The organism is Bradyrhizobium sp. LTSP857 (genome assembly GCF_000938285.1).
Classification (GTDB): Bacteria; Pseudomonadota; Alphaproteobacteria; order Rhizobiales; family Xanthobacteraceae; genus Bradyrhizobium.
In genome coordinates, this window is sequence record NZ_JYMS01000037.1 from 16,000 (window position 1) to 30,282 (window position 14,283).

The following is a 14,283-nucleotide window of genomic DNA, read 5'->3' on the forward strand; positions in this document are numbered from 1 at the left end:
GGACCGCCGGCATGGGCTTGTGTTGCGAGCAGCGATATCACTGCGATCAGGACCAGCTTGCGCATGGAAACGCCCGTTATCTCGTCAGTCCGTCTTACCTAAATCGTATCGCCAATCGCTAACGGGCGAGGCGGTGCACGCCGATTTCGATCAGGGTGGTCCGGCAGGACAGGCGATAGATCAGACTGAACAATTGACCCAACATGACCGAACTCCATTGTTGATCATTGAAGCCAACAATAGGCCTCGTATCTTTCCGGCGTTTTTCGATCCGCGGGGAAAACGGCTTCGTCAGGGATGGAGTGATGTCGTCGGAACAGGCCGGACGAAGTCGCATCACAGGCGTGTGAGACACGCGCTCGCCGCGGCCGGAAAGCATCCCGCGGGTTGACGCCCCAAGAATACCGGGATATCCCTCTATTTGTATATCGGGATATCCCGATAATGGGGGCGTCATGGCTGACCAAGATCTGCCTGTGATGGAGCGTAATCGTTGCAATTGCGTGGCGTTGCGCAAGGCGTCGCGCCACATGACGCTGTTCTACGATGCGGCGCTGGAGCCTTCGGGGCTTCGTTCCACCCAATACGCGCTCCTGACCGAGATCCATCGCCGCGGAGATGCCGCGCCTTCGATCGGCGACCTCGCCGATGCGCTGGTCATGGACCAGTCGACCATCGGCCAGAACCTGCGTCCCCTCCAGCGTGACGGTCTGGTCACACTGGAGCGCGATGAGACTGATCGCCGAAGCCGCCGGGTCAAGCTGACTCGGACAGGGCGTTCGCGCCTTGCCGACGCCCTGCCGCTGTGGCGCGCGGCGCAGGAGAAATTCGAAGATGGATTCGGCAGGCGCGCTGCGGCCGAGTTGCGAAACGTGCTGGTTGGCATCGCCGGCGATCAGTCGCTGATTCCCGAGCGACACGAATTGCATCACGAAAAGGCATAACCAATGAACAGTATTGAACGCGGCGCCTTCGCCCGCGCCGTGCCGCTCGATGATCTCTCGCTGTCGCCTAAGCCCCGTTCGTCAGCTTCGCCTAACACGGTGCTGGCGATCGTGTGCGTCGGCATTTGCCTTGCCAATCTCGACCTCTTCATCGTCAACGTCGCGCTTCCCAATATCGGGCGAGACTTCAAGGACGCTTCCCTCGACGACATGTCGTGGGTCCTGAACGGCTACGCGATCGCCTATGCGGCGCTGCTGGTATTCTTCGGACGGCTGGCCGAACGTCACCGCCGAAATCTTAGCTTCCTGCTCGGTGTCGGCCTCTTCACCGTGGCGTCCGCAGCTTGCGCCGCCGCCAACAATGTCGGGATGCTCACGGCGTTTCGTATCGTCCAGGCCGCGGGCGCCGCGCTGATGACGCCGACTTCGCTCGGATTGCTGCTGGCGGTGTTCGCCCCGGAGAAGCGCGGCAGTGCGGTGCGGACCTGGACGGCGATCGGCGGCCTCGCCGCGGCGCTCGGGCCCGTCGTCGGTGGTGTGCTCGTTACCGTCAACTGGCGCTGGATCTTCTTCGTCAATGTTCCGATCGGCCTTGCCGCCATGGTGATCGGCTGGTGGAAGCTTCCGGAGATCGAGGGGCATGATGCGCCCCGCCCGAAATTCCTCGACGCCGTGCTGGTGACCGGCGGAATCGGCGCGCTCGTCTTCGCCATCGTGAAGGTCAGTGACTGGGGACTGCGCGCGCCGGCCATCGGCTACAGCTTCGCTGCCGCCACGATCCTGCTCGGCTTGTTTGTCTGGCGCTGCCTTCGCCTGGAAAATCCATTTGTCGATCCGGCGCTGTTTCGCGTCCGTCCATTCACCGGGGCTGCCTTGGTGATGGCGCCCTATTCGGCGGCCTTTGGCGCCATGCTGCTTTCGGTTGCCCTGTGGGAGCAGACCGCGTGGGGATGGTCGGCGTTGCAGACGGGACTTGCGATTGCGCCGGGGCCGCTGATGGTGCCGATCACCTCGCTGCTGTTCGCAGGACGGCTGATCGCGCGCTTCGGCGCCGCGCCCGTCGTCACAGCCGGCATCGTCATCTTCGCGGCCGGTCTGGTCGCCTGGGCAACTCTGATCGGTCCTGAGCCGCACATGGCGTTCGTGATCATGGGCATGATCCCGACCGGCATCGGCGTCGGCTTGACCTTCCCGACATTGATGGGCGTCAGTGCCGCCGGATTGCCGCCCTCGTCCTTTGCGACGGGCTCCGGCGTCATCAACATGATCCGTCAGGCCTCGCTTGCAGTGGGCGTCGCGATCTTCGTGGCCATCATCGGCACACCGGCATCGTTGCCGGAGCGCCTCGTCGCATTCCAGCGCGGCTGGTGGGTGATGGTCGCGATCGTCGCGCTTGGTCTTCTGCCGACCTACCTCTACCTCAGGCAGAAGAAGGCGGCATAACGGAGGGTGCTCAGAACATCTCGAAATATTCGCGATGTTCCCAATCCGTCACTTCGGCGAGGAAGCGGTCGATCTCGGCGTTCTTGATGTGGGTGTAGTAGTCAACGAATTCGGCGCCGAATTTTTTGCGAAAGAACGGATCGTCCTTGAGCGCGCTGACCGCGTCGCGCAGCGACTTGGGCAATAGCGGTGCGTCGCTCTCGTAGGGCGTGTCGGCGGACGGACCGGGGTCGAGCTTGCGGTCGACGCCGTCGAGCCCGGCGAGGATCTGCGAAGCCATGTAGAGATAGGGATTGGCCGCGGGCTCGCCGACGCGATTTTCCAGGCGCGTCGCGGCATCGCCGGCGCCGCCGAGGACACGGATCATCACGCCGCGATTGTCGCGGCCCCAGATCGCGCGGTCCGGCGCCAGCGAATAGGAACGATATCGCTTGTAGCCGTTGATGGTTGGCGTCGTGAACACGGTCGCCGCATGGGCGTGGTCGAGCAGGCCGGCGAGATAAGAGCGGCCGAACTGGCTGAGCGGCTCGCCGCCTTCCTGCGCGATGAACTGGTTCTCACCGCTCACGCGTGAGACGATCGATTGATGCAAATGCCAGCCGCTCGCGACCAGGTTCGGCAGCTTCGGCCGGCACATGAAGGTGGCGTGATAGCCGTGGCGGCGTGCGATCTGCTTTACGGCGCTGCGAAACAGCACCATGTTGTCGGCGGGCTCCATGCCCTTTTTCGGCGCGAAGGTGAACTCGCATTGGCTCGGTCCGAACTCGACCTCGACCGAGCGCAAGGGCAACCCGAGCGCCAGGATGTCGCGACGAAGAATCTCCAGCACCGGCTCCATCTGATCGAAGCGCTGCTCGGTCAGATATTGATAACCGTGGCTGAGCAGGCTCACCGAGGGCGGTGTGCCGGGCTGGCCGGCATCCTCGGGTCGCATATGCGCGTCGTCGAGCTTGAAGATGTGGAATTCGACCTCGAGCCCAGCGACGAAATCGTAGCCGCGGCTTCCGAGCTCATCGAGCGCCTTGCGATAGAGCCCGCGCGTCGCGAACGGTACGGGACGGCCGTTGTTGAAATAGAGATCGCATAGCACCCAACCCGTGGCCGGCGCCCAGGGCAGCACGCGGAAGGTGGTGGGATCGGCGACCATCAGCACATCGGCCGCGCCCTCCATCTCCTTCATGCCGAAGCCGCCGCCTGATGTGAACACCGGAAACACCGTGCGGTGCGAGGTGTCCTTGGCGAGCATGGTGGTGGTGATGGAGCAGCCGCTCTCCAGCGAGGCGATCGCCTCGGAGGCGATGATGGTCTTGCCGCGCAAGATGCCGTGCTGGTCGGGGAAGGCGAGGCGGATGACTTCGAGGTTCTTCTCCTCGACGATGCGGCGCAGCCGCGTTGCCGCGTCCTTCTGCTCATCCGACCACAGCGCATGACGCGCGACGAAAGTCACTTTGCTACTCCTTCAACTGCCGTAGGGTGGGCAAAGCGTAGCGTGCCCACCATGTCTGTCGTTCGCATGGAAGCATGGTGGGCACGGCGCTTTGCGCCTTTGCCCACCCTACGGGCTCCGTGCAAGATCGTCACTCCGCCGCCGTCAGCCGATGCACATTGTCCGCGATTTCCTTCGGCACCGGCGCGGTCCAGGGCGCGCCGCGGCGGCGCTTGACGTCGACTTCCATCCAGTAGGTCTCCCAGCCGCGCGTCGGCCCGATGCCGTCCATGGTCGCCGGCCCCTGGATGCTGCGCGCGTTGGCCTCGTCGAGAAACAGCATCGGCTTCTCGCCGCCCGAGACCTTCTCGATCTCCTGCCGCAGCAGGCGACGATATTGCACGATCGCCTTGTCGCTCGTGCCGAGATGCTCCTTGGTGCGGTCCTGGATCGCGCCCATCGATTCCACCGCCCATTGGTCGTGGACGTTGATGTCGGTGCCCATGCCGGTATAGGTCGCGGTCTGCTGCTCGTGCGGATCGAAGCCGTAATCGTTGCTGTTGTTCTTGCGCGATTTGTAGTCGGGCAGCTCGTAGAGTTCGAGCCGCTGGTCGCGCATCTTCTTTTTATCGACCGGGTTCGTGTAGCTGGTGAAGATCGCGTACCAGTAGCAGTTCTTGTCGTCGACCGGCACGTGCCACTGCGTGATCGTCATCTCCGTGCTCATGGGGATGACAAAGCCGTGCGGGAAGAGCTGGTTGGTGACGCGTACATGGGTGCGCTCCTCGTCGATCTCGCGCAGCGCGATCAGCCGCAGCCCGTATTCGGTGTGCTCGACATTGATGATGGGCCGATCGTATTCGCGCAGGATCTTTGTCATCGGCAGGTCAGAGCCGGCGGAGGCGCCGCGAAACTGCTTGCCGTAGGCCGTGGATGTATCCTCGTCCTCGAAGAAGCGATGCAGATAGGAGGCGTGCGCGGGATCGATGCCGACTTCGAGGGCCTGAAGCCAGTTGCAGGCCATGTGGCCCTTGAACGCAAAAGTGTGCGTGCCGGGCGCGACGAAGCAGTCGAGCTCCGGGAATGCCGGCGGCTCACCTTCGCCGAGATAGGCCCAGAGGATGCCGCTCTTCTCCACCACGGGATAGGAGCGCTGGCGGACATTCTGGCAGAGCTTTGAGTCCTTCGGCTCGGCCGGGGTCTCGATGCACTGGCCGGTTGCGTCGAACAGCCAGCCATGGAAAGCGCAGCGCAGGCCGCCATGCTCGAGCCGTCCGAAGGCGAGATCGGCGCCGCGATGCGCGCAGTGGCGATCGATCAGGCCGTAACGTCCGGTCTCGTCGCGAAACAGCACCAGATTTTCGCCGAGCAGTTTGACGGGGCGGATCGGCCGCGCGCCCTCCAGCTCATCGACCAGCGCCGCCGGCTGCCAATAGCTCCGCATCAGCTTTCCGCAGGGGTCCTTCGGACCGGTGCGGGTGATCAGGTCGTTCTGCTCCTGGCTCATCATGGCGAGTGCATCCTTCTTGGAGTGGCGTCTGTTCGCCTATTGAACGAATGGGCGAATTATGCCATGCTTGGGATCGGCAGCAAGCACTATTTTGCAGGACTATCCCCGAGCCCATGCCCAAGCTGAAGCGGAGTGACACCGACGAGCGCGCGACGGATTGGGTCGAAAGCCTCGATCGCGGCCTGCGACTGCTGCAATGTTTTGGCGCGACCACCGGTCCGATGACGCTGAGCGATCTCGCCCGCGCCGCCGATCTCCCGCGTGCCACCGCGCGCCGCATGCTGTTCACGCTCCAGCGCGGTGGCTTCGTCAGTGGCGACGGCAAGCTGTTCTCGCTGACACCGCATGTGCTGACACTCGCGGCGTCGTATCTGCGGTCCAATCAGCTCGTCGCGGTCCTGCAACCGGTGCTCGATCGCGTCGCGACTGCGGCAAATGAAATCTCCTCGCTCGCGGTGCTCGACGGTGATGAGGTCGTGTTCATCGCGCGCAGCAGCCCGGCGCGGATGTTTTCAGGCGGGCTCGAAATCGGCTACCGGCTGCCGGCCTTCTGCACCTCGGTCGGCCGCGCCATGCTCGGCCAGCTTGATGATGCCGAGCTGGCCGCGCGCCTGAAGACGATGAAACGCGAAGAGCTGACGCCGCAGACGGTGACCGATCCCAAGGCGCTGCTCGCACGCATCGCTGCCGACCGAGCCCAGGCCTATTCGCTGGTCGATCGCGAGGCCGAGCCGCACTTCCGCTCGATCTCCGTCCCCGTGCGTCGCTACGACGATGTGATCGTCGCCGCCATCAATATGGGCGCTCACGTTGACCGCGTACCGGAGCAAGAGTTGATCGATCGATTTTTGCCGCTGCTGCGCGCGGGTGCGGAGTCGGTGCGGTCGCAGTTGTTGTAGCTCTTGTAGCTCGGGTGAGCGAAGCGATACCCGGGACAACTCTCGCGAAGAATCCCGGATGTCGCTCCGCTCATCCGGGCTACGACTGGTGGAGACATCACTACCGGTTGCGCATCCAGTCAGCGAGCCCCGACAGCGCGCGATCAAGATCCTGCCGCGCGGTAGCGTCAGTGACCGTCTCCTCCAGCGTGCCGCGCATGCACAGCAGCCACGCGTCACGCTCGGCGTCGCCGATGGCAAAGCCGATATGGCGCTGGCGCAGCCTCGGATGGCCCTTCTCGATGGAGTAGAGTTTCGGGCCGCCGGTCCATTCGGTGAGATAGCGTTTCAGCACGTCCCTGATCAGGCCGAGGTCGCCGGCATGCATGGCGCGGATGACCTTCGCCTCCGGCAGCGTGTCCATGCGGTCGTAGAAGCGGTCGACCAGCCGGTCGATCGTGGTACTTCCGCCGATCCGTGCGAACATGGAGATTGCGACGTCGCTGTCGGTCATTCCGCGGCCCAGCCTACAGCGCTACGCTGCGCAGCCCAAAGCTGCGCGCCTCGTTCTGGAGCACCGGCCGCACCGCATCGATCAGCCGCGCGGCGGCGGCATCGACGCTCAGCCCCGCCGTGTCCACCACCGCCGTCGCGCGCGAATACAGCGGCTCGCGGCTGAGCAGGATGTTGCGCAGTTCCGCCATTGCGGAGCGATCGTCGGCCATCGGGCGCAGATCGCCCTGGCGGCGCACGCGGGCCATGTGCTCTTCGGGCTCGGCCTTCAGCCAGATCGTGTAGAACGACGACAGGATCTGGTCGAAGGTCAAAGGCTCCGAGACGATACCGCCGCCGGTCGCCAGCACCATCAGCTCGTTGCGCGCCAGCAGCTGTTGCAGCGCGGCCTGCTCCATACGGCGAAAGCCCTCCTGGCCGTAGAGCGCGATGATCTCGGCGACCGAGAGGCCGTTCTGCTGCTCGACTTCCTTGTTGAGCTCGACAAAACTCCAGCCGACCTTCTTCGCCAGCATCCGCCCAAGTGTCGATTTGCCGGCGCCGCGCAGGCCGATCAGCGCGATGCCGCAGAACGGCGCGCGCCGTGGCGCCGACGCGCTGCCGCCGGCGAGCAGATCCTTGGCCTGCGCGATCTGGGCGGGCGTCGCCTTGCGCAGGAGATCGCGAAACATCTGCCAGTCCGGCGTCGGGTCGACTGAGGGCAGCAAATCTTCCAGATGCGCGCCCATCGCGTCCGAGACGCGGCGCAACAGCACGATGGAGACGTTGCCTTTGCCGCTCTCGAGCTGCGCGATGTAGCGCTCCGAAATTCCCGATACCTTGGCGAGCACTTTTCGCGACATGCCGCGCAGCGCGCGCATGGTGCGCACGCGCTGGCCGAGCTGTTCGAGAAAGCGGGATTCGGCGTCGGGACTTTCGGTCATGAGCCTTCTTTAGCGGATGCCTTCCTTGAAGAAGGTCCTGCGGCGCGTTTAAATGGAAACATAATGCCTGATAGCATTGACAGCAAGCCGATGCGGTGTCTTTCTATGAATTATAATTCTAAATTCGGGAGAGACGTCCGTGAGCGAGGGATCCTATAACGCGGTGACCTGGCTGCTCGACCGCAACGTCGAGGAGGGCCGCGGCAGCAAGCTCGTTTTCGACGACACCGTCTCGCGACTCGCCTATGGCGAGCTCCAGCAACAGACGCGGCGCATCGCCAACATGCTGCGCCGTCTCGGCGTCCGCCGCGAAGAGCGCGTGGCGATGATCATGCTGGATACGGTCGATTTTCCGGTCGTGTTTTTGGGCGCGATCCGCGCCGGCATTTTGCCGGTGCCGCTCAACACGCTGCTGACATCAGATCAATACGCCTACATTCTCGCCGACTGCCGCGCGCGCGTGCTGTTCGTCTCCGAGGCGCTCTACCCCGTCATCAAGGACGTGGTCGGCCGCATGCCGGATCTCGAGCATGTCGTGGTGTCCGGCGGCAAGACCAACGGCCACAAGCAGCTCACCGAAGAACTCGCGCGCGAGAGCGATCAGTTCACGACCGCCGCAACGCATCCCGACGAGCCGGCATTCTGGCTATATTCGTCGGGCTCGACCGGCATGCCCAAGGGCGTGCGGCATCTGCATTCGAATTTGCAGGCCACCGCCGACACCTACGCCAGCCAGGTGCTCGGCATCCGCGAGAACGATGTCGGCCTTTCTGCTGCAAAACTGTTCTTTGCCTATGGCCTCGGCAATGCGCTGACCTTTCCGATGTCGGTCGGCGCCACCACGATCCTGAACAGCGAGCGTCCGACGCCGGCGCGGATGTTCGACCTGATGAACCGATACAATCCGTCGATCTTCTACGGCGTGCCGACGCTGTTCGCGGCGATGCTTAACGACGAGACGATGAAGAGCGAGCGCGGCGGCAAGTCGCTGCGCATCTGCACTTCGGCCGGCGAGGCGTTGCCGGAATCCGTCGGCAACAGCTGGAAAGGCCGCTTCAACGTCGACATCTTGGACGGCGTCGGCTCGACCGAGCTGCTGCACATCTTCTTGTCGAACGCGCCCGGCGACATCAAATACGGTTCTTCCGGCAAACCGGTGCCGGGCTACGCGGTGCGGCTTGTCAACGAAGCGGGCCAGGATGTGGCCGACGGCGAGGTCGGCGAGTTGCTGGTCGATGCGCCCTCCGCCGGCGAGGGCTACTGGAACCAGCGCCACAAGAGCCGCCGCACATTTGAGGGACCGTGGACCCGCACCGGCGATAAATATGTCAGGGATGCCGAGGGCCGCTACACCTTCTGCGGCCGCGCCGACGACATGTTCAAGGTCTCCGGCATCTGGGTCTCGCCCTTCGAAGTCGAGAGCGCGCTGATCACGCATCCCGCAGTGCTCGAGGCCGCCGTCGTGCCTGAGGCCGATCCGGAAGGCCTGCTGAAGCCGAAGGCCTTCGTCGTGCTGCGTCCAGGCGTGAAGACGACGGACTTGCAGGAGATGCTGAAGGATCACGTCAAGCAGAAGATCGGCCCATGGAAATACCCGCGCTGGATCGACGTGGTGGAGTCGCTGCCGAAGACGGCGACGGGGAAGATTCAGCGCTTCAAGCTGCGCGACGGGGCGAACTAAGTGTGACTGCGCGGCGTATGACTCGCGCTGCCACGGCCAACTCCACTGAGCTCCCTCCCCCCTTGCGGGGGAGGGCGGGGGAGAGGGGTAGCCCAGGAAGTGGTGTTTGTTGTCGTGCGCCAGACGTTCTCCGCCACACTGAGGGTCCCCGCGTGGCACCCCTCTCCCTAGCCCTCCCCCGCAAGGGGGGAGGGAACGACTGAGCGAGTGGCGCGTGATGACGTCCCACGTTCGACAAGGCTGAAAAGCAGAGTGACAGCATGACCAATCTCACCCCCACAGGCTTCCTCACCATCAACGGCGCCAGCCTGGAATACAAATGGCTCGCGCCGCAATCATCGGATGCGCCGACCATCGTGATGCTCCATGAAGGCCTCGGCTCGGTCGGGCTGTGGAGCGACTTCCCGGAAAAACTTCGAGAGGCGACCGGCGCCGGCATCTTTGTCTATTCGCGCGCGGGCTATGGCCAGTCGAGTCCGGCAACGCTGCCGCGGCCGCTCGACTACATGCAGCGCGAGGCGCTGGATGTGCTGCCGAAGCTGCTCGACGCGATTTCCTTCAGGCGCGGCCTGCTGCTCGGCCATTCCGATGGCGCCTCGATCGCGACGATCTATGCCGGGGCGCATCAGGATCACCGTCTGCAAGGCCTCGTGCTGATGGCACCGCACTTCATCGTCGAGGACATTTCGGTGGCCTCGATCGCCGCGATCAAGACCACCTACGAGACCACGGACCTCAAGGCAAAACTCGGGCGCTGGCACAAGGATGTCGACAACGCCTTCTATGGCTGGAACCGCGCCTGGCTCGACCCGAAATTCCGCGACTGGGATATCTCGGAATATCTGGCCTACATCCGCGTTCCTGTCATGGTCCTGCAAGGTGTGGACGACCAATATGGGACACTGCGTCAGGTCGAGATCGCGCAGGAAGAGTGTTACTGTCCAGTAGATTTGAAAGTCATTTCAGGCGCGGGACATTCCCCGCATCGTGAAGCGCCGGAGGCGACGCTTGACGCGATTGAGCAATTTGCAAAGGCGGCCCTGCGCGACGATCAGGGACTCGGGGTGCGCGCCGCATGATTTTGCGGAGGCACATCTCCTATGAGTGTGCCACCGAATGTGCACGGCCCGTTGCCATGGCCGCAATGGGCCTATGTGCCTGGCGAGGCCGCGGGGCTGGATGCCGATTACGAGACGCTCGCTCTCGCCAAGGCGCTGGTGCCCCCGGTCTTCCGCGGCTATGTGCCGGCGCGCCATCCGGCGCTGCGCTACGGGCTCGCGCTGAACGATCGCGGCTATTTCTGGGAAGCGCAGGAGGTGCTGGAGGCGGTGTGGGCCGCAGCCCCGCAAGGCGGCCGCGAGCGCATTCTGCTCCGCGCCTGTATCCACACCGCCAATGCGAATTTGCGGCTGCGCATGCAGAAGGCGCATTCGGCCGCACGCATGTTCGGGGAGGCGCTCGGGGAGCTGCGGGCGCTGAGCTCGCGCAAGGTCGCGGCCGCGGGCGACGGCTTTGTCGAGAGCTTTCCGGTCCCGGCACTGACGGCCTTGCTCCAGGCCAAGCTCGGCCGGGCGGAGCTCACTAAGGCGGACTGGATTGCGCTCAGCGCGATCGTGCGGTCCCAGTAGGCGCTATGAAACAAAGTGCATGTATTGGCAGTTGGGCACTAGACGCGCCCAGAAATATGCACTATTGTGCATCTAACGGTAAAACCAAGACGAACCACAAGGGTTGCCCATGGCCGGGGAAGATCGGCGCCTCGCAGGCGGTGCGACATTCATCGATTTCCAGACCCAGCCGTCCCGCTATCGGCACTGGAAGCTCGCGGTCGACGGTGACGTCGCGACGCTGACCATGGATGTCGACGAGAATGGCGGCCTGTTCGAGGGCTACCTGCTCAAGCTCAATTCCTACGATCTCGGCGTCGATATCGAGCTCGCGGACGTGGTCCAGCGGCTGCGCTTCGAGCATCCCGAGGTGAAGGTGGTGGTGATGCGCTCGGCCAAGAACCGCGTGTTCTGCGCCGGCGCCAACATCCGCATGCTCGCCGGCTCGACCCATGCCCACAAGGTGAACTTCTGCAAATTCACCAACGAGACCCGCAACGGCATGGAAGATTCCTCCGAGAATTCCGGCCAGCGTTTCATCACGGTGGTGAACGGCTCGGCCGCCGGCGGCGGCTATGAGCTCGCGCTTGCGACTGATCACATCATCCTCGCCGATGACGGCGCGTCTGCTGTCGCTCTGCCTGAAGTGCCGCTGCTCGCGGTGCTGCCGGGCACCGGCGGTCTCACCCGTGTCGTCGACAAGCGCAAGGTGCGCCGCGACCATGCCGACTTCTTCTGCACCATCGAGGAAGGCGTGAAGGGCAAGCGTGCCGTGCAGTGGCGGCTCGTCGACGAGATCGCGCCGAATTCGAAGCTGGAAGCGAAGGTCGTCGAGCGCGCGAAGGAATTCGCGGCCAGCTCCAAGCGCAACGGCTCCGGCAAGGGCGTCGCGTTGACGCCGCTCAAGCGCATCATCGACGAGACCAGCATCCGCTATGGTTTCGTCACCGTCGACATCGATCGCACCGCGCGCATCGCCACCATCTCGATCAAGGCGCCCGAGGCTGCACCGCCCGCCGACATCGTCGGCATGATGGCGCAAGGCGCGTCGTTCTGGCCGTTGCAAGTGGCGCGCGAGCTCGATGACGCCATCCTGCATCTGCGCATCAACGAGCTCGAGATCGCCATGCTGGTGTTCAAGAGCCATGGCGACCGCGCCCATGTGCTGGCGTCCGACGCCTTCCTCGAAGCCAACAAGGCGCACTGGCTGGTCAACGAGATCCGCCACTACTGGAAGCGCGTGTTGAAGCGCATTGACGTCACCTCGCGCACGCTGGTGACGCTGGTCGAGCCCGGCTCCTGCTTTGTCGGCACGCTCGCCGAGTTCGTCTTCGCCGCCGACCGCTCCTACATGCTGATCGGCACGCGCCAGGGCGACAACCGTCCGCCGCCGTCGATCGAGCTTTCGGCCATGAATTTTGGCCCGTATCCGATGAGCCATGGCCTGACGCGGCTGCAATCGCGCTTCCAGGCCGATCCGTCCGATGTGAACCGCGCCGAAGACACCGTCGGTACCAGCCTCGACGCCGAGGCGGCCGAAGAGCTTGGCCTCATCACCTTCGCGCTCGACGACATCGACTGGGACGACGAGGTCCGCGTGTTCCTCGAGGAGCGCGCCAGCTTCTCGCCCGACAGCCTCACCGGCATGGAAGCGAGCCTGCGCTTCGTAGGTCCGGAGACGATGGAATCGAAAATCTTTTCACGGCTGACCGCATGGCAGAACTGGATCTTCCAGCGCCCGAATGCCGTCGGCGAGGAAGGCGCGCTGCGCCGCTACGGCAGCGGCCAGAAGCCGAAATTCGATATGACAAGAGTTTAGGGAGAAGCACGGCCATGAGCATGAACATCATGAACGTCGACTACTCGACCAAGATTCCGAACAACGTGAATCTCGCCGAAGACCGCCAGGTGCTCAAAGCCCTGGAGGGCTGGCATCCCGGCTATATGGACTGGTGGAGCGACATGGGGCCGGAGGGCTTCCAGGAATCGCTGGTTTATCTGCGCACCGCTTACTCGGTCGATCCGCGCGGCTGGGCCAAGTTCGATTATGTCCGCATGCCCGATTATCGCTGGGGCATTCTACTTGCGCCGCAGGAAGAGAACCGTGTGGTGCCGTTCGGCGAGCATTTTGGCGAGCCGGCCTGGCAGGAAGTCCCCGGCGAATATCGCGCCATGCTACGTCGTCTGATCGTGATCCAGGGCGACACCGAGCCCGCCTCCGTCGAGCAGCAGCGCCACCTCGGCAAGACCGCGCCCTCGCTCTACGACATGCGCAATCTGTTCCAGGTCAATGTCGAGGAAGGCCGCCATCTCTGGGCGATGGTGTACCTGCTCCAGAAATATTTCGGCCGCGACGGCCGCGAGGAAGCCGACGATTTGTTGCGCCGCCGCTCCGGTGACGCAGATTCGCCGCGCATGCTCGGCGCCTTCAACGAGGCGACGCCGGACTGGCTGTCCTTCTTCATGTTCACCTACTTCACCGACCGTGACGGCAAGATGCAATTGCACTCGCTGGCGCAATCGGGCTTCGATCCGTTGTCGCGCACTTGCCGCTTCATGCTGACGGAGGAAGCGCACCACATGTTCGTCGGCGAGACCGGCATCACCCGCGTCGTTCAGCGCACCTGCGATGCGATGAAGGAAGCCGGCATCACCGATCCCACCGAGATCGCAAAGGTCCGCGCGCTCGGCGTGATCGACCTGCCGACGATCCAGAAGAAGCTGAACCTGCACTATACCTTGTCGCTTGATCTCTTTGGCTCGGAAGTTTCGACCAACGCGGCCAACGCTTTCAACACCGGCATCAAGGGCCGTTATCACGAGACCCAGATCGAGGACGATCATCAGCTCAAGAACGCCACCTATCCGGTGCTCAAGTTCATCGACGGCGAGATCAAGCTGGTCGACGAGCCGGCGCTGACCGCGCTCAACATGCGCCTGCGCGACGACTACAGCCAGGATTGCGTCAAGGGCATGCTGCGCTGGAACAAGGTGATCTCGACCGCGGGCTACGACTTCCAGCTCAAGCTGCCCAACGTCGCCTTCCATCGCCACATCGGCGAGTTCAAGAGCATCCACGCGACGCCGGATGGCCTTCTGATCGACGACGCCACCTGGGCCGAGCGCAAGGATGACTGGCTGCCCTCGACTGCCGACGGCGACTTCATCACCTCGCTGATGCAGCCCGTCACCGAGGCCGCCAAGTTCGCCTCCTGGATCTCGCCGCCGAAGGTCGGCATCGACAACAAGCCCGGTGACTTCGAGTACGTGAAGATCGAGTCGTAACGCTCAGGGGCGGACGCTCTTACAACACGAAGACTGTCATCACCCGCGAAAGCGGGTGATCCAGTATTCCAGA

Annotated in this window: 13 protein-coding genes; 8 read left to right on the forward strand and 5 right to left on the reverse strand. The window is 63.7% G+C overall.

Going from position 1 to position 14,283, the window contains the following annotated elements:
• Positions 1–118: 118 nt before the first annotated feature.
• Positions 119–532, reverse strand: coding sequence for a hypothetical protein (locus tag UP06_RS41595; protein ID WP_197087364.1), 414 nt, complete (start codon positions 530–532; stop codon positions 119–121).
• Here UP06_RS41595 and UP06_RS23570 point away from each other — a divergent pair.
• Together UP06_RS23570 and UP06_RS23575 are read left to right on the forward strand one after the other, a co-directional pair.
• Complete coding sequence (locus UP06_RS23570) at positions 531–944, forward strand: MarR family winged helix-turn-helix transcriptional regulator (RefSeq protein WP_245305525.1); 414 nt, start codon at positions 531–533, stop codon at positions 942–944. The genes UP06_RS41595 and UP06_RS23570 overlap by 2 nt on opposite strands.
• Positions 945–947: 3 nt before the next feature.
• Positions 948–2,387: an MFS transporter gene (locus tag UP06_RS23575; RefSeq protein ID WP_050031977.1), complete on the forward strand. Its 1,440-nt coding sequence runs from the start codon at positions 948–950 to the stop codon at positions 2,385–2,387.
• Positions 2,388–2,397: 10 nt separating this feature from the next.
• Here the strand turns inward: UP06_RS23575 and UP06_RS23580 are convergent, their stop codons facing one another.
• Both UP06_RS23580 and UP06_RS23585 read right to left on the reverse strand, forming a co-directional pair.
• Positions 2,398–3,834, reverse strand: coding sequence for a glutamine synthetase family protein (locus UP06_RS23580; protein ID WP_045006058.1), 1,437 nt, complete (start codon positions 3,832–3,834; stop codon positions 2,398–2,400).
• Positions 3,835–3,964: 130 nt separating this feature from the next.
• Positions 3,965–5,323 (reverse strand): aromatic ring-hydroxylating dioxygenase subunit alpha, encoded by a 1,359-nt coding sequence (locus UP06_RS23585; protein WP_045006059.1) that lies wholly within the window; start codon positions 5,321–5,323, stop codon positions 3,965–3,967.
• 113 nt (positions 5,324–5,436) lie between these two features.
• Here UP06_RS23585 and UP06_RS23590 point away from each other — a divergent pair, with 113 nt between their 5' ends.
• Positions 5,437–6,222: an IclR family transcriptional regulator domain-containing protein gene (locus UP06_RS23590; RefSeq protein ID WP_045006060.1), complete on the forward strand. Its 786-nt coding sequence runs from the start codon at positions 5,437–5,439 to the stop codon at positions 6,220–6,222.
• A 100-nt stretch (positions 6,223–6,322) separates the two neighbouring features.
• Here UP06_RS23590 and UP06_RS23595 read toward each other — a convergent pair whose 3' ends face one another.
• Together UP06_RS23595 and UP06_RS23600 are read right to left on the reverse strand one after the other, a co-directional pair.
• Positions 6,323–6,715 carry a group II truncated hemoglobin gene (locus tag UP06_RS23595; protein ID WP_045006061.1) on the reverse strand — a complete coding sequence of 131 codons (393 nt, stop codon included), beginning with the start codon at positions 6,713–6,715 and terminating at the stop codon, positions 6,323–6,325.
• A 13-nt stretch (positions 6,716–6,728) separates the two neighbouring features.
• Positions 6,729–7,637 (reverse strand): helix-turn-helix transcriptional regulator, encoded by a 909-nt coding sequence (locus tag UP06_RS23600; RefSeq protein ID WP_045006062.1) that lies wholly within the window; start codon positions 7,635–7,637, stop codon positions 6,729–6,731.
• 139 nt (positions 7,638–7,776) lie between these two features.
• On the opposite strand from UP06_RS23600, the gene UP06_RS23605 reads away from it, so the two are divergent.
• The 5 genes from UP06_RS23605 to boxB all read left to right on the forward strand — a co-directional run bounded on the left by UP06_RS23605 (position 7,777) and on the right by boxB (position 14,210).
• Positions 7,777–9,318: a benzoate-CoA ligase family protein gene (locus UP06_RS23605; RefSeq protein WP_045006063.1), complete on the forward strand. Its 1,542-nt coding sequence runs from the start codon at positions 7,777–7,779 to the stop codon at positions 9,316–9,318.
• 260 nt (positions 9,319–9,578) lie between these two features.
• On the forward strand, positions 9,579–10,397 hold the full coding sequence (locus tag UP06_RS23610) for an alpha/beta fold hydrolase (protein WP_045006064.1): 819 nt from the start codon (positions 9,579–9,581) through the stop codon (positions 10,395–10,397).
• A 21-nt stretch (positions 10,398–10,418) separates the two neighbouring features.
• Positions 10,419–10,946: a DUF309 domain-containing protein gene (locus UP06_RS23615; RefSeq protein WP_045006065.1), complete on the forward strand. Its 528-nt coding sequence runs from the start codon at positions 10,419–10,421 to the stop codon at positions 10,944–10,946.
• 109 nt (positions 10,947–11,055) lie between these two features.
• The gene (gene boxC / locus UP06_RS23620) at positions 11,056–12,744 is read left to right on the forward strand and encodes a 2,3-epoxybenzoyl-CoA dihydrolase (protein WP_045006066.1); all 1,689 of its coding nucleotides are present in this window, start codon (positions 11,056–11,058) and stop codon (positions 12,742–12,744) included.
• Between the two features lie 14 nt (positions 12,745–12,758).
• Positions 12,759–14,210 (forward strand): benzoyl-CoA 2,3-epoxidase subunit BoxB, encoded by a 1,452-nt coding sequence (boxB, locus tag UP06_RS23625; protein WP_045006067.1) that lies wholly within the window; start codon positions 12,759–12,761, stop codon positions 14,208–14,210.
• Positions 14,211–14,283 lie beyond the last annotated feature (73 nt).

What these genes read in the sequence shown, in the direction of transcription:
- UP06_RS23615 (WP_045006065.1), top strand. Translation starts at nt 10,419, where the DNA reads ATGAGTGTGCCACCGAATGTGCACGGCCCGTTGCCATGGCCGCAATGG.
- UP06_RS23610 (WP_045006064.1), top strand. Translation starts at nt 9,579, where the DNA reads ATGACCAATCTCACCCCCACAGGCTTCCTCACCATCAACGGCGCCAGC.
- UP06_RS23585 (WP_045006059.1), bottom strand. Translation starts at nt 5,323, where the DNA reads ATGATGAGCCAGGAGCAGAACGACCTGATCACCCGCACCGGTCCGAAG.
- UP06_RS23570 (WP_245305525.1), top strand. Translation starts at nt 531, where the DNA reads ATGACGCTGTTCTACGATGCGGCGCTGGAGCCTTCGGGGCTTCGTTCC.
- UP06_RS23595 (WP_045006061.1), bottom strand. Translation starts at nt 6,715, where the DNA reads ATGACCGACAGCGACGTCGCAATCTCCATGTTCGCACGGATCGGCGGA.
- UP06_RS41595 (WP_197087364.1), bottom strand. Translation starts at nt 532, where the DNA reads ATGTGGCGCGACGCCTTGCGCAACGCCACGCAATTGCAACGATTACGC.
- UP06_RS23600 (WP_045006062.1), bottom strand. Translation starts at nt 7,637, where the DNA reads ATGACCGAAAGTCCCGACGCCGAATCCCGCTTTCTCGAACAGCTCGGC.
- UP06_RS23590 (WP_045006060.1), top strand. Translation starts at nt 5,437, where the DNA reads ATGCCCAAGCTGAAGCGGAGTGACACCGACGAGCGCGCGACGGATTGG.
- boxB (WP_045006067.1), top strand. Translation starts at nt 12,759, where the DNA reads ATGAGCATGAACATCATGAACGTCGACTACTCGACCAAGATTCCGAAC.
- UP06_RS23575 (WP_050031977.1), top strand. Translation starts at nt 948, where the DNA reads ATGAACAGTATTGAACGCGGCGCCTTCGCCCGCGCCGTGCCGCTCGAT.
- boxC (WP_045006066.1), top strand. Translation starts at nt 11,056, where the DNA reads ATGGCCGGGGAAGATCGGCGCCTCGCAGGCGGTGCGACATTCATCGAT.